Below are 13222 nucleotides of genomic sequence, written 5' to 3'. Positions count from 1 at the left end.
ATCACACGGGTCAGGACACCATGCGCTCGTGGTGTCCCCGCTGCCGGGGGCGGGTCCTGCGATGGGCCACCACAGGCTGCTGAGTGGGCACCGCGGACAGCCCGTCCGTGGCGGGACGTGGCTCCCGCTCGGGCTGGTCCGCCGCGTCGGCCGAACCGGTCGCCGCGCCGGTCGGGCCCGCCGTTACCGCGGCGTCCGCCGCATCGGCGGACGACGGCCCGCCCTGCGCCGCAGGACGCCCCTGGGCGACGGTCACAGTGGACGTCTCCCGCGCGATCCGCTCCGTCGTGAGCAGGATCAGGCCGCACGCGGCCACGACCCCGCTGCCGAGCGCCAGGACCGTGCCCGTGGCGCCGTGGCGGAAGGATTCTCCGAACAGGGTCAGCCCGACCGCCGCCGCGACCACCGGGTTCACGACGGTCACCGTCGCCAGCGGCGCGGCAAGGCCCGCACCGCGGTACGAGGCCTGCGAGAGGAGCACACCGGCCGCCGCGAGCACGGCGATCGCCCCGACGGTGGGGAGCTGATCGAGGATCGCGACGTTCTGGTCCAGGTCCACCGCCACCGTCTTCGTGAACACCGAAGCGATGCCGAAGGCCGCACCGGCCGCGCAGGCCAGCAGCACGCTGCGCACCACCGGGTGCCGGTGTGCCGCGTGCGCCGCCACCATCAGGCCGAGCACGGCGCCGCCGGTGACCAGGGCGAGCATGACGCGCTCCGCGTCGGCCAGGGTCTGGGAGTCGGACGACGACGTGAGCGAGAGGAGCCCGGCGAGCCCCACCGTCGCCATGAGCGCGCCCCGCCAGGCGGTGGCCCCGGCCCGGCGACGTACGAACAAGGCCGCCATGGGGAGGGCGAAGACGATCGTCAGCGCGCCCAGCGGCTGCACCAGGCTCAGCGGGCCGTAGGCCAGCGCCACCACGTGCAGCAGCGCGCCGAGGCCGTTCAGGGCGATGGCGACCCACCAGGCACCGCGCCGCAGCGGCGCGTACCGCCGCCCGGGAGTCGACGACGCCACGCGCTCCTGAAGGATCGCCCCGCCTGCGTACGCGACGGCTGAGACGAGGGAGAGCAGCACGGACAGTGCCAAAGCACTCATGAGGTGCTCCGCGGGGTGCGGTGCGTCCGGTGGACCCGGTCTGGCGAACGGTCTGCTTCCATGATGACAACGATGACGCCGGAACGCCTCTGCGTCGTCGTACCTGAGCAGGCAATCCGTCCTACTACCGATGGAGTACGACCTTGCCCATGTCCTCCCCCGGAGGGGTTACCCGATGGGCGCGGAGAGTGACCTCAAGGGGGACCCCAGGGCGGGGAAGAGCGGCGGCACTTGCTCTACTTCTGTCGTGACCACCCTCATCGACCTGGCAGAACTCGGCTCCGTCGGCGGATTCTTCGCCCTGCGCGCGGGCCCGGCACACGGCGGCGCACGACCGTTCACGGAGGTGTACTCAGCACCGGAATCCGGTGATCCGATCGGTTTCCGCGTCGGCAAGGTGGCGGGCCGTCTCGGCGCCCCGGAGGACCGCATCGCCGTCTCCGTGGCCCAGCTGGGGCTCGCCGCCCGGCTCTGGTCCGTGGCGCTCGGCTCCGCCGCGCTCTACGGCCGGGTGCCCGACCTGGACCCGGCGCTGCTGCACTGGGACGCCGACGGCACCTCGCCCGACGACCTGTGGCTGACCGGCGTACGCCCGCTGCCGGGCGACGCCGCGACGGTCAGGGACGTCGTGCAGTACGGACATCTGGCGCCGCTCTCCGACGCGTTGCGTACCCGGTACCGGATCTCCGCCGGGCTGCTGTGGGGCAACGCGGGATCCGCGCTCGCGGGCGCCGCCCGCGAACTGCACGGCTGGGCCGCGCGGTCGGGGCGCGAGGAGGTCGGCAAGCGGGCCCTGAGCCTGGCCGCCGAGCTCTTCGACCACCCCGACCTGCGCGGTACCGGAACCCTGCACGGCACCGCGTTCCGGCGCCGTAGTTGCTGCCTCTACTACCGGTGTCCCGGCGGCGGGCTGTGCGGGGACTGCTGCTTCGAACGGCCGCCGACGCGGTCTTCCCCCGGGGCCGCGTCTGGGTGACCATGAGGTGGCGCGGCCGACATCGGGCGGACGACGGAGGGTTCTACGTGAAAGTGGGGCTGCTCACCCGGGAGTATCCACCGGACGTCTACGGCGGAGCGGGAGTCCATGTCGAGTTCCTCGCACGGGAGTTGCGCTCCCTCACGGACCTCGACGTGCACTGTTGGGGGGAGGGCGCGTCCGACGGGCTCGTGCGGCACCGGGCGTGGCCCGCGCTCGACGGAGCCAACGACGCACTGCGCACCTTCTCCGTCGACCTGTCCATGGCGGCGGCGCTCGCCGGGCGCGAGCTGCTCCACTCCCACACCTGGTACGCCGCTCTCGCGGGCCACGTGGGCAAGCTGCTGCACGACATCCCGCACGTGATGACCTCGCACTCCCTGGAGCCGCTGCGCCCCTGGAAGGCCGAGCAACTGGGCGGCGGGTACGCCCTGTCCAGCTGGGCCGAGCGCACCGCGGCCGAGGCCGCCGACGCCGTCGTCGCGGTGTCCGGCGCGATGCGCGAGGACATCCTGTCCTGCTACCCGGCCATCGACCCGGCGAAGGTCCACGTCGTGCACAACGGCATCGACGCCGAGCTGTACCGGCCCGACCCCGGCACCGACGTCCTGGAGCGGCTCGGCATCGACCTCGGGCGGCCCTACGTCCTGTTCGTCGGGCGCATCACCCGCCAGAAGGGCGTCCCCCAGCTGCTGCGCGCCGCACGGCAGCTCGACCGGGACGTGCAGCTCGTCCTGTGCGCCGGGGCCCCCGACACCAAGGAGATCGACAACGAGTTCCGCACGCTCTTCGAGGAGTTGAGCCGGACCAGGGCGGGCGTCCAGTGGATTCCCGAGATGCTGCCACGCCCGCACATCATCCAACTCCTCACGCATGCCGCGGTGTTCGTCTGTCCTTCCGTGTACGAACCGCTGGGCATCGTGAACCTGGAGGCGATGGCGTGCGGCACCGCCGTGGTCGCTTCACGGGTCGGCGGCATCCCGGAGGTCGTCAGCGACGGCACGACGGGGCTGCTCGTGCCGTACCGGGAGAGCGCACCCGCCGACTTCGAGCACGACCTCGGGCTGCTCCTGAACAGGCTGGCCACCGACCCGGAGCGGGCCGGCGCGATGGGCAGGGCCGGGCGCCACCGCGTGCTCAGGGAGTTCGGCTGGGACACGGTCGCCCGGCGCACGGTCGAGGTGTACGAGGAGATCCTGCACGCCGACAGATAGCCGACAAGTGCCGACAAGTAGGGGGCTCGGATGCGCGGTGGACCTTCGGTGCTCGGAATCGTGCTAGCCGGTGGAGAGGGGAAGCGGCTGCAGCCGCTCACCGCCGACCGGGCCAAACCAGCGGTGACGTTCGGCGGCACCTACCGTCTCGTCGACTTCGTGCTCTCCAACCTCGTCAACGGCGACGTCCTGCGCATCTGTGTCCTGACGCAGTACAAGTCGCACTCTCTGGACCGGCACGTGTCGACGACCTGGCGCATGTCGAGCCTGCTCGGCAACTACGTGACGCCGGTGCCCGCCCAGCAACGCCTGGGCCCGCACTGGTACTTGGGCAGCGCGGACGCCATCCTGCAGTCCCTCAACCTCGTCCACGACGAACAGCCCGACTACATAGCGGTGTTCGGCGCCGACCACGTTTACCGCATGGACCCGCGGCAGATGCTCCAGCAGCACATCGAGAACGGCGCCGCGGTGACCGTCGCGGGCATCAGGGTGCCGCGCGCCGAGGCGTCGTCATTCGGCGTCATCACGCCCGCGCGGGACGGGACGAAGGTGGAGCGCTTCCTGGAGAAGCCCACCGACCCGCCGGGCCTGCCCGGCGCCCCGAACCAGGTCTACGCGTCGATGGGCAACTACCTGTTCACCACCAAGACCCTCGTGGACGCCCTCCAGCAGGACGCCGAGGACGAGCATTCGGCGCACGACATGGGCGGCTCGATCCTGCCGCTGCTCACCGAGCGCGGCATGGCCCAGGTGTACGACTTCGACGGCAACCACGTCCCCGGCGAGACCCCGCGCGACCACGGCTACTGGCGCGACGTCGGCACCCTCGACTCGTACTACGAAGCCCACATGGACCTGATCTCCGACCACCCCGTCTTCAACCTGGACAACCGGCGCTGGCCCATCTACACCCACTCCGACGGCCTGCCGCCCGCCAAGTTCTGCGCGGGCGGCATCGCGGGCGAGTCGATCGTCAGCCCCGGCTGCGTCATCCGGGGCCAGGTCACCCGCTCCGTCCTGTCGCCCGGCGTGACCGTCGAGGAGGGCGCGGTCGTCCAGGGCTCCGTGCTGCACGACAACGTACGGATCGGTCGCGGCGCGGTGGTGCGGGGCGCCGTCCTCGACAAGAACGTCGACGTGCCGCCGGGCGCGACGATCGGCGTCAACCCGGACCGTGACGAGGAGCTGTACACGGTGTCCAAGGGCGGGGTGATAGCCCTGGGCAAGGGGCAGACGGTACCGATGTGATGACACAGGCTCAGAGGGCCCCGGTCACAGCACCCGGCGCCTGCGGCCCAGCCACGTCTGCGCGATCACCACGACCGCCAGGAAGGCGCCGCTGACCACCTGCTGGTAGGCGGAGTCGAGCGAGCCGATCTGGTTGATGACGTTCTGGATGACCTTGAGGAGCAGCACACCCACCAGCGAGCCGCTGATGAACCCGAATCCGCCGGTGAGCAGCGTGCCGCCGATGACGACCGCGGAGATCGCCTCCAACTCCATGCCGGAGCCGAGGATCGTCACCCCGGACACCAGCCAGGCCGCGTTCAGCGCGCCCGCGAGCCCCGCGCAGAGCCCGGACACCGTGTAGACGGCGATCTTCGTACGGGCCACGGGGGCGCCCATCAGCGCCGCCGCGTCCTCGTTCCCGCCGACCGCGTACACGTACTGGCCGAAGCGGGTGCGGCGCAGCACGACCGCGCCCGCGACGAACAGCGCGACCGTGATCCAGACCGGGGCGCCGATGCCGAGCACCTTGCCCTGGCCGAGCGTCGCGAAGAAGGAGTCCTTGTCGACGAGGTACGTCTTGGACCCCTCGTCCGTCACCGACAGGAGGATGCCGCGGGCCGCCAGCATCGCGGCGAGCGTCACGATGAACGGCGCCAGCCGCGCGCGGGCGATCAGCAGCCCGTTGACAAGACCGATGAGTCCGCAGACCGCGAGGGGCAGCAGCAGCGCGACGGCCGTGCCGTACTGCGAGCCCCAGGCGGCCAGTACCCCGCCGAGGGCGAACAGCGAGCCCACCGACAGGTCGATGCCGCCGGTGACGATCACGAACGTCATGCCGAGCGCGACCACCGCGAGGAACGCGGAGGACACCGCCATGTTCTGCAGGTTGTCGGCCGTCATGAACGTGTCGAAGCCGATGGACGCGGCGGCCACCGCGACGATCAGGGTGACGAGCGCGCCGTGCTGCTGGGCCAGGGCGCTCAGCCGCTCCGAGCGGGAGGGGCCCGCGGCCTGTTCCTCCTGGGCGGTGTGGTCCATGGGGTCCGCCGGGCTCTTCGTGTCGATGGTCATCGCTTGCCCCTCTCGCGTGCCGCGTAGACCGCGAGGACGATCACCACGGCCTGGGCGATCTGCGTCCACGACGGCGGCAGGTCGTGCTTGATGAGCGTGGCCGTGAGCAGCTGGATCAGGACCGCGCCCGCCACGGTGCCGCCGATCCGGACCCGTCCGCCGCTCAGCGGGGTGCCGCCGACCACCACGGCGGTGATCGCGGAGAGTTCCATCAGGTTGCCGAGCGACGTCGGGTCGCTCGCGCTCAGGCGCGCGGTCGCGAGGACCCCGGCGAGCGCGGCGAGGGCGCCGCAGACCACGTACACGATGATGAGGACGCGGCGCACCGGCAGGCCCGCGAGGAGCGCGGCGGGGCGGCTGTCGCCGATGGCGAGGAGCTGTCGGCCGAAGGTGGTGCGCCGCACGACGAAGGCGACGAGCAGCGCGAGGGCCGCCGCGATGAGCACCAGATACGGGATGCCGAGCAGGTCGCCGGAGCCGAGCGACGCCATGGTCGGGTCGCGCACGTCCTTGAGCTGGGGGAGGAGGACCAGCGCGATGCCCCGGCCCGCGACCATCAGGGCGAGCGTCGCCACGATGGGCTGGACGCCGATGAACGCGACGAGCGACCCGTTCGCCAGGCCGATCACCATGCCGCCGAGCAGCGCCGCGATCAGGGCGATCCACATCCCGTACCCGAGGTAGAGCGAGACGAGGGAGGTGGACAGCGCCATCACCGAGCCGACCGAGAGGTCGACGCCCTCGCTGCCGATGGCCAGGGCCATGCCGAGCGCCACGACGAGGACGGGGGCGACCTGGACGGCCTGGGTGCGGAAGTTCTCGCCGGACAGGAAGTGCGGGGTGAAGGCGATGTTGACGAGCAGGAGGACGGCGACGCCCAGGTACACGCCGTAGTTCTGGAGGAGGCGCAGGAGGCGGTCGCGGTCGGCGGCTGTGCGGCCGAGGGCGAGGTCGGTCATGGGGAGCTCCGTGGGTGCGGGGCCTGCCGGTCGTGGGTGGTCATGCGTCCGACTTCGCGGGGTCCGTCGCCATGGCGCGCAGCAGGTTCTCCTCCGTCACCGCGGTGCCGGTGAGTTCCGCTACGGCCGTGCCGTCCTTCAGGACGACCACTCGGTCCGAGCCTTCGATGAGCTCCTCCATGTCCGAGGAGATGAGGAGGACACCGAGGCCGTCTGCCGCCAACTCGTCGACGAGCCCCTGCACTTCGGCCTTGGCGCCGATGTCGATGCCGCGGGTCGGTTCGTCGAGCAGCAGGACCTTGGGGTGCATCGCGAGCCAGCGGGCGAGCAGTACCTTCTGCTGGTTGCCGCCGGAGAGCTCGCCCACCTTCTGCAGCGGGCTCGACGCCTTGATGCGCAGGCGCCGTACGAAGGTGTCGACGATGTCGTCGATGCCGCGTTCGTTCACCAGGCCGAGGCGGGAGAGGCGGGGGAGCGCGGCCAGGGCGATGTTGTCGCGGACCGAGAGGCCGGGGACGATGCCCTCCGCCTTGCGGTCCTCGGGGAGCAGGCTGATGCCCGCCCGGATGGCGGCGGGCGTGGAGCCCGTACGGATGCGGGTGCCGCCGATCGCGACGGTTCCGGAGTCGGTCGGCAGGGCCCCCGCGATGGCCTTCGCCGTCTCGCTGCGGCCCGAGCCGAGCAGCCCGCCGAGACCCACCACCTCCCCGGGCCTGATGGTGACCGACACTCCGTGCAGCCGGTGCCGGGCGGTCAACTCCTCGGCCTTGAGCACGGGTTCGGTCGTCGTCTCGTGCGCCCCCGTGAACTGGGTGAGGCCCTCTTCCCGTACGTCCTGGATCTCGCGGCCCAGCATCAGCGCGACCAGACGCAGCCGGTCGAGCTCGGCGAGTGCACCCGTGTGCACCACCTTGCCGTCGCGCAGCACGGTGACGGCGTCGCACACCTCGTACAGCTCGTCGAGGCGGTGGCTGACGTAGATCACCGCGATGCCGCGCTCCCGCAGCATCCGGATCACACCGAACAGGGTCCGCACCTCGCGGGGTTCGAGGGACGACGTCGGCTCGTCCATCACGACCACCCGCGCGTCGACCGAGACCGCGCGGGCCAGCGCCACCATCTGCTGGGCCCCGAGGCCGAGTTCGCGCAGCGGGCGGCGCACGTCGACACGGACGCCCAGCCCCCGCAGCGCCTCCTCGGCCTCGCGGTGCATCCGCCCGAAGTCGATGAGGCCGAGCCGTCCGCGGGGCTCGCGGCCGAGGAACAGGTTGCGGGCCACGCTCATCAGGGGGACGAGGTTGACCTCCTGATAGATGGTGGAGATGCCCGCGTGCTGCGCTTCGAGCGGGGTGGCGAAGCGCACCGGATTTCCGTCGTACGTCAGCTCGCCCGCGTCCGGTCCGTACACCCCCGTCAGGACCTTGATGAGCGTGGACTTGCCCGCGCCGTTCTCACCGATCAGCGCGTGCACCTCGCCCGCATGTGCGGTGAAGTCGACCTCGTCCAGGGCGCGTACGCCCGGGAACGTCTTGGTCAGACCTGTCACTGAGAGCATGTCAGTAGGCCTTGTTGAGGTCGGACTTGGCGTTGTCCTTGGTGTAGGCGTTGTCCTTGATGACGATGTCCTGGGACACCTTCTCGCCCTTGGTGAACGCGTCCAGGGTCTTGAAGGCGAGCGGGCCGAAGCGGGGGTTGGACTCGACGACGCCGTCGATCCAGCCGTCGACGATGCCGCGCACGGCGCCCTTCGTCCCGTCGATCGTCACGATCTTCACGTCGCCGGCCTTCTTGCCCGCGCCCTTGAGCGCGTTCACGGCGCCCAGGCCCATCTCGTCGTTCTCGGCGTAGATCCCGGTGATGTCGGGCTTGGACTGGATCAGCTGCTCGGTGACCTGCTGGCCCTTCTCGCGGGCGAACTCGCCGGTCTGCTTGAAGACGACCTTGAGGTCAGGGGCCTTCTCCTTGATCCGGTCCTGGAAGCCCTTGGTGCGCTCGGTGGTGACGTTGTTGCCCGCGGCGCCGAGCAGGATCGCGATCTTCCCTTTGCCGCCGGTCGTCTCGATCATCCGGTCCGCGGCGCGCTTGCCCTGCTCGACGAAGTCGGAGCCGATGAAGCTCACGTAGTCCTTGCAGGCCGTCGCGTTGATCTTGCGGTCGATGGTGACGATCGGGATGTGCTTGGCGCCCGCGGCGCGCAGCACCGGCTCCCAGCCGTCGGAGTTGAGCGGTGCGATGACGAGCAGGTCGGCGCCCTTGGCGATCAGGTCCTGGACGTCGCTGATCTGCTTGGAGAACTGCGACTGGGCGTTGGCGGTGAGGAGCTTGACGTCGCGCTTCTCGGCCTCGGCCTTGATGGAGGCCGTCTCCGCGATGCGGAACGGATTGGCTTCCTTCTCGGACTGCGAGAAGCCCACGGTGGCGTTCTTGAGATCCAGCTTCTTGCCGCCGTACGCGTCGATCGCGCAGGTCTTGCCGTCCGCGCCGTCCGCCGCGACCTCCTGCCCGGCATCGCCCTGGTCCTGCGAGGCGGCGCTGTCGCCGCCGGAGTCGTCGTCCTCGGACTTCGCACATCCGGCGGCGAACAGGAGACTCGCGGCGAGACCGGTGGCGACGAGGGTCCTCGCGGAGGTACGACTGAGCAGAGTGGTCGGCTTCATTGGATCCCCAAACGGCACGGCCCCGGCACTGAGAGCGCTCACGGGAGAGACGGCACTTGCGGTCAACTCGGCGGTACGGGGAGCTTTTTACATCGTTGAAAGGAGGCTGTAAACCCTCCGCGCACTCTTCGCGGGGGCGCCGGGCACCCGGGCCGCGCGGCCCGCGCTCAGCGTCGGCCCAGCGTGCTCTCCCGCTCCACCAGCCGGAACGCCGCGGCGAGTTCGCGCCCACCGGTTCGTTCCGGATGAGCCAGGCTGCTCAGCAACGACTCGACCGCGAGACGCGCGATGGCCTGCTTGTCCGGCGCCACCGTGGTCAGCGTGACCGCCCCGAACTGCCCTTCCGCTATGTCGTCGAACCCCACCACCGCCACGTCCCACGGCACCCGCAGGCCGCGCTCGTGCAGCACCCGCATCGCGCCGATCGCCACCAGGTCGTTGTACGCGAACACCGCGTCCGGGCGCACCCCCGCGTCCAGCATCCGCGCCATGGCCTTCGCCCCGTCCCACCGGTCCCAGCCGCCGACCGGGCCCACCAGACTCTCCGGCGCGGCGATCCCGGCCGCCGTCAACTCCTCGCGCCAGCCCTGGAGTCGCAGGTGGGCGGGGCGGTTCGCGGAATCCGTGCGGGCGCCCAGATAGGCGATGGAGGTGCGGCCGCGCCCGATGAGATGGCGCACCGCGGTGCGGCTCGCGGCGATGTTGTCGATCGCGATGTGGTCGTAGCTCAGGTCGTACTGCCGCTCGCCGAGCAGCACCAGCGGCACGTCGTCCTCGCGGGCGCGCAGGTCCTCCGCCTCCAGCTCCAGCGGACTGAGGATCAGCCCGTCGATCACCCGGGCCCGGAAGCCCTGACTGACGAGCACCTCCTGCTCGCGCTCGCCGCGGGTGTGGTCGAGGAGCACCGTGAAGTCGTGCTCGGCGGCCGCGTCGATGACGGCGCCCGCGAGCTCGGCGAAGTACGGGTTGCCCAGCTCGGGGACGGCGAGCGCGATGATCCCGGTGCGGCCTTTGCGTAGGTGACGTGCCGTCAAGTTCGGTCGGTAGCCCAGTTCGTCGATGGCTTCCTGGACGCGGGCCCGCATCGCCGGGGTGACGTGCTGGTACTTGTTCACCACGTTCGAGACGGTCTTGATCGAGACGCCCGCGTGCTCCGCGACGTCCTTGAGGCTAACCCGCACTGGATCTCCCTGCGTCGGTGGCCGCCCCGGCCCGCCGGGGCGTTTGTCATGACCCTGGACAGCGCGCCGGAGCGCGTGCTGTCATGCCAACTGTCGTTCCTTCCAACGTTGTACAGACTCGTTGTACCGACTGCAGCGACAAGCCGCCACCCTTCCTCATCAAGGAGGATCCGTGCGCACCAAACGACATCCCAGACGCCCCGCACGCCTGGGCCGACACCTCGCCCTGCTGCTCGCAGGGGCCCTCGGCGTCGCCGGACTCACCGCGGTCCCCACCGCGAACGCCGCCGACGATCCCGTCGAGATCCAGGGCCTGAAGGGCGAGTACTACACCCAATCGGCCCCCGGAGCCTTCGACTTCGACGAGCTCAAGGCCACCGGACTCGACCCGAACATCGACTTCGGCAACCTCGAATCCCGCCTCAAGGCCACCACAGGCCGCGCCGACGATGTCAGCGTCCGCTGGACCGGCCGGATCGTGCCCGAGAAGACCGGCGCCACCACCTTCTCCATGACCGGTGACAACGGCTTCCGCCTCTGGGTGGACGGCAAGATCGCCATCGACCACTGGCAGGACGACTGGGACAAGGAACAGACCTCCGCCCCGGTCGAGTTGACGGCGGGCAGGGCCTACGACATCAAGGTCGAGTACTTCGAGCACTACGGCGGCTCCAACCTGCGCCTGAAGTGGACCCCGCCGGGCGGCGAGAAGAAGGCGGTCCCGCGCACCGCCCTGCGTATCCCCGAGGACTTCGACTACGACGGCGCCGTCAACGCCACCGTCCTCAAGGACGGCCGCAGCCTCAAGCTCGACTTCGCCCAGAAGCTCGCCGCCCCGCCCGCAGGACTCACCGACCACCTCGACGCCGTCATCGGCGGCGCCAAGTGGCCCCTCGGCGCGGCGAAGGCCGACCCCTCCGACGACCGCAGCCTCCTCGTCGCGCTGAAGGAACCCGTCGTCGGGAAGAAGGGCGGCAACGCCCCCGGCCTCGCCGACATCCGCTACGACGGCAAGGGCGGCCTGACCGGCACGGACGGCGACGCCGTCGGCCAGTTCTGGACCAGCGGCCCCAACCACTCCGAGCACCAGCTGCGCACCCAGTGGGCCGACGACGTCACGCCCGGCAACGCCCACCGCGAGTACCCCAGGCCGCAGCTGAAGCGCAAGGACTGGCAGAACCTCAACGGCTCCTGGCAGTTCGCCGCCGCCCAGGCGGGCGAGAAGCCCCCGGTCGGCAAGCAGCTCAAGGAGAAGATCCTCGTCCCGTATCCCGTGGAGTCCCAGCTCTCCGGGATCGAGCGGCACGAGGACCGCATGTGGTATCGCCGCACCTTCACCGTCCCCAAGAACTGGCGGATCGGTGACGGCAAGCGGCTCAACCTGAACTTCGGCGCCGTCGACTGGCAGTCCGAGGTGTACGTCAACGGCCACAAGGTCATCGAACACAAGGGCGGCTACGACAAGTTCACCGCCGACGTCACCGACGCGCTGAAGCCGGGCCGCACCCAGGAACTCATCGTGGGCGTGTACGACCCGACGGACGCCGACAACGGCGCGAACCCGCCCGTCGGCAAGCAGCGCCTCGACCCCAGCGGCATCTGGTACACCCCGTCGTCCGGCATCTGGCAGACCGTGTGGATGGAGCCGGTGGCCGCCGACCACGCGGACTCCCTCAAGATCACGCCGGATGTGCCGGGCAAGCAGGTCACCGTCGAGCCGCGCGGCGTGCGCGACGGCGTGCCGGTCACGGCCGCCGCGTACGAAGGCGGCAAGAAGGTCGCGGAGCTCAGCGGACGCACCGGAAAGCCGCTCAAGCTCAAGATCAGTGACCCGCGGCTGTGGTCGCCGGACGACCCGTTCCTCTACGACCTCCAGGTCCGGGTCGGCAGCGACCGCGTCACCGGCTACTTCGGCATGCGGTCCATCGCCGTCGAGAAGGTGAACGGCACCCCGCGCACCATCCTCAACGGCAAGCCCGTCTTCCTCATGGCCACGCTCGACCAGGGCTTCTGGCCGGACGGCCTGCACACCGCGCCGAGCGACGAGGCCCTCGCGTACGACCTCAGGATGCACAAGGAAATGGGCTTCAACTCGGTCCGCAAGCACATCAAGGTCGAGCCCGACCGCTGGTTCTACTGGGCCGACAAGCTCGGACTCCTCGTCTGGCAGGACATGCCCGCGATGGAGGCGGGGCGCACCCCGGACGCGGCGGCCCGGGCCCAGTACGAGCGCGAGATGAAGCAGATGATCGACGAGCACGTGAGCAGCCCCTCGATCGTCATGTGGGTGACCTTCAACGAGGGGTGGGGCCAGTACGACGTGGGCCGCATCGCCGAGCAGGCCAAGGCCTGGGACCCGACACGCCTCGTCAACAACATGTCGGGGCTCAACCTGGGAGCCGACGGAGCCACCGGCGACGTCATGGACGAGCACGGCTATCCCAGCCCGGCTCTGCCACCGCGACCCGACGGTCAACGGGCCCTGGTGAGCGGCGAGTACGGCGGCCTCGGGCTCGCGGTGCCCGGCCATGCCTGGGCCGTGCAGCAGAGCTACGTCGACGTCGACCCGGCGACGTACACGGACGACTACATCGCCAAGCTCGGCGAAGTGCGCGCCCTCGCCTGCAAGGGCAACAACGGCGCCGTCTACACCCAGATCACTGACGTGGAAGGGGAGTTGAACGGTCTGCTCACCTACGACCGCAAGGTCGTCAAGCCCGATGTGAAGCGGGTGAAGGCGGCGCACGAAGCGCTGATCCGTGACGCGTCGCAGGCCACGGTGCCGGGCTGCACGAAGTCCTGAGCCCCGGGGTTTCCGGCCCGCCCGCTGTC

The 13222-nt window shown here is 70.5% G+C and carries 10 protein-coding genes; 4 read left to right on the top strand and 6 right to left on the bottom strand.

What is annotated here, in order from left to right:
- Window positions 1-10: 10 nt before the first annotated feature.
- On the bottom strand, window positions 11-1099 hold the full coding sequence (locus AC068B_RS32360; protein ID WP_478675088.1) for a DMT family transporter: 1089 nt from the start codon (window positions 1097-1099) through the stop codon (window positions 11-13).
- A gap of 247 nt (window positions 1100-1346) precedes the next feature.
- Here AC068B_RS32360 and AC068B_RS32355 point away from each other — a divergent pair, with 247 nt between their 5' ends.
- The 3 genes from AC068B_RS32355 to glgC are packed head-to-tail and all read left to right on the top strand — an operon-like array spanning window position 1347 to window position 4540.
- Window positions 1347-2075, top strand: coding sequence for a (2Fe-2S)-binding protein (locus tag AC068B_RS32355; RefSeq protein WP_478675087.1), 729 nt, complete (start codon window positions 1347-1349; stop codon window positions 2073-2075).
- Between the two features lie 47 nt (window positions 2076-2122).
- The gene (glgA, locus tag AC068B_RS32350) at window positions 2123-3289 is read left to right on the top strand and encodes a glycogen synthase (protein WP_478675086.1); all 1167 of its coding nucleotides are present in this window, start codon (window positions 2123-2125) and stop codon (window positions 3287-3289) included.
- Between the two features lie 30 nt (window positions 3290-3319).
- Complete coding sequence (glgC, locus tag AC068B_RS32345) at window positions 3320-4540, top strand: glucose-1-phosphate adenylyltransferase (RefSeq protein ID WP_478675085.1); 1221 nt, start codon at window positions 3320-3322, stop codon at window positions 4538-4540.
- Window positions 4541-4564: 24 nt separating this feature from the next.
- On the opposite strand, the gene AC068B_RS32340 is transcribed toward glgC, so the two are convergent.
- The 5 genes from AC068B_RS32340 to AC068B_RS32320 all read right to left on the bottom strand — a co-directional run bounded on the left by AC068B_RS32340 (window position 4565) and on the right by AC068B_RS32320 (window position 10390).
- The gene (locus AC068B_RS32340; RefSeq protein WP_478675114.1) at window positions 4565-5560 is read right to left on the bottom strand and encodes an ABC transporter permease; all 996 of its coding nucleotides are present in this window, start codon (window positions 5558-5560) and stop codon (window positions 4565-4567) included.
- Window positions 5561-5589: 29 nt separating this feature from the next.
- Window positions 5590-6552, bottom strand: coding sequence for an ABC transporter permease (locus AC068B_RS32335; RefSeq protein WP_478675084.1), 963 nt, complete (start codon window positions 6550-6552; stop codon window positions 5590-5592).
- A 40-nt stretch (window positions 6553-6592) separates the two neighbouring features.
- Window positions 6593-8107, bottom strand: coding sequence for a sugar ABC transporter ATP-binding protein (locus tag AC068B_RS32330; protein ID WP_478675083.1), 1515 nt, complete (start codon window positions 8105-8107; stop codon window positions 6593-6595).
- Between the two features lies 1 nt (window position 8108).
- Complete coding sequence (locus AC068B_RS32325) at window positions 8109-9209, bottom strand: ABC transporter substrate-binding protein (RefSeq protein WP_478675082.1); 1101 nt, start codon at window positions 9207-9209, stop codon at window positions 8109-8111.
- A gap of 167 nt (window positions 9210-9376) precedes the next feature.
- Window positions 9377-10390: a LacI family DNA-binding transcriptional regulator gene (locus tag AC068B_RS32320; RefSeq protein ID WP_356267231.1), complete on the bottom strand. Its 1014-nt coding sequence runs from the start codon at window positions 10388-10390 to the stop codon at window positions 9377-9379.
- A gap of 172 nt (window positions 10391-10562) precedes the next feature.
- On the opposite strand from AC068B_RS32320, the gene AC068B_RS32315 reads away from it, so the two are divergent.
- The gene (locus AC068B_RS32315; RefSeq protein ID WP_478675081.1) at window positions 10563-13193 is read left to right on the top strand and encodes a PA14 domain-containing protein; all 2631 of its coding nucleotides are present in this window, start codon (window positions 10563-10565) and stop codon (window positions 13191-13193) included.
- Window positions 13194-13222: the final 29 nt, after the last annotated feature.

This window comes from Streptomyces sp. NPDC042371, assembly GCF_056437465.1.
Note: the sequence above shows the minus strand (reverse complement) of the source record. Positions and strands in the feature narration are given on the sequence as shown.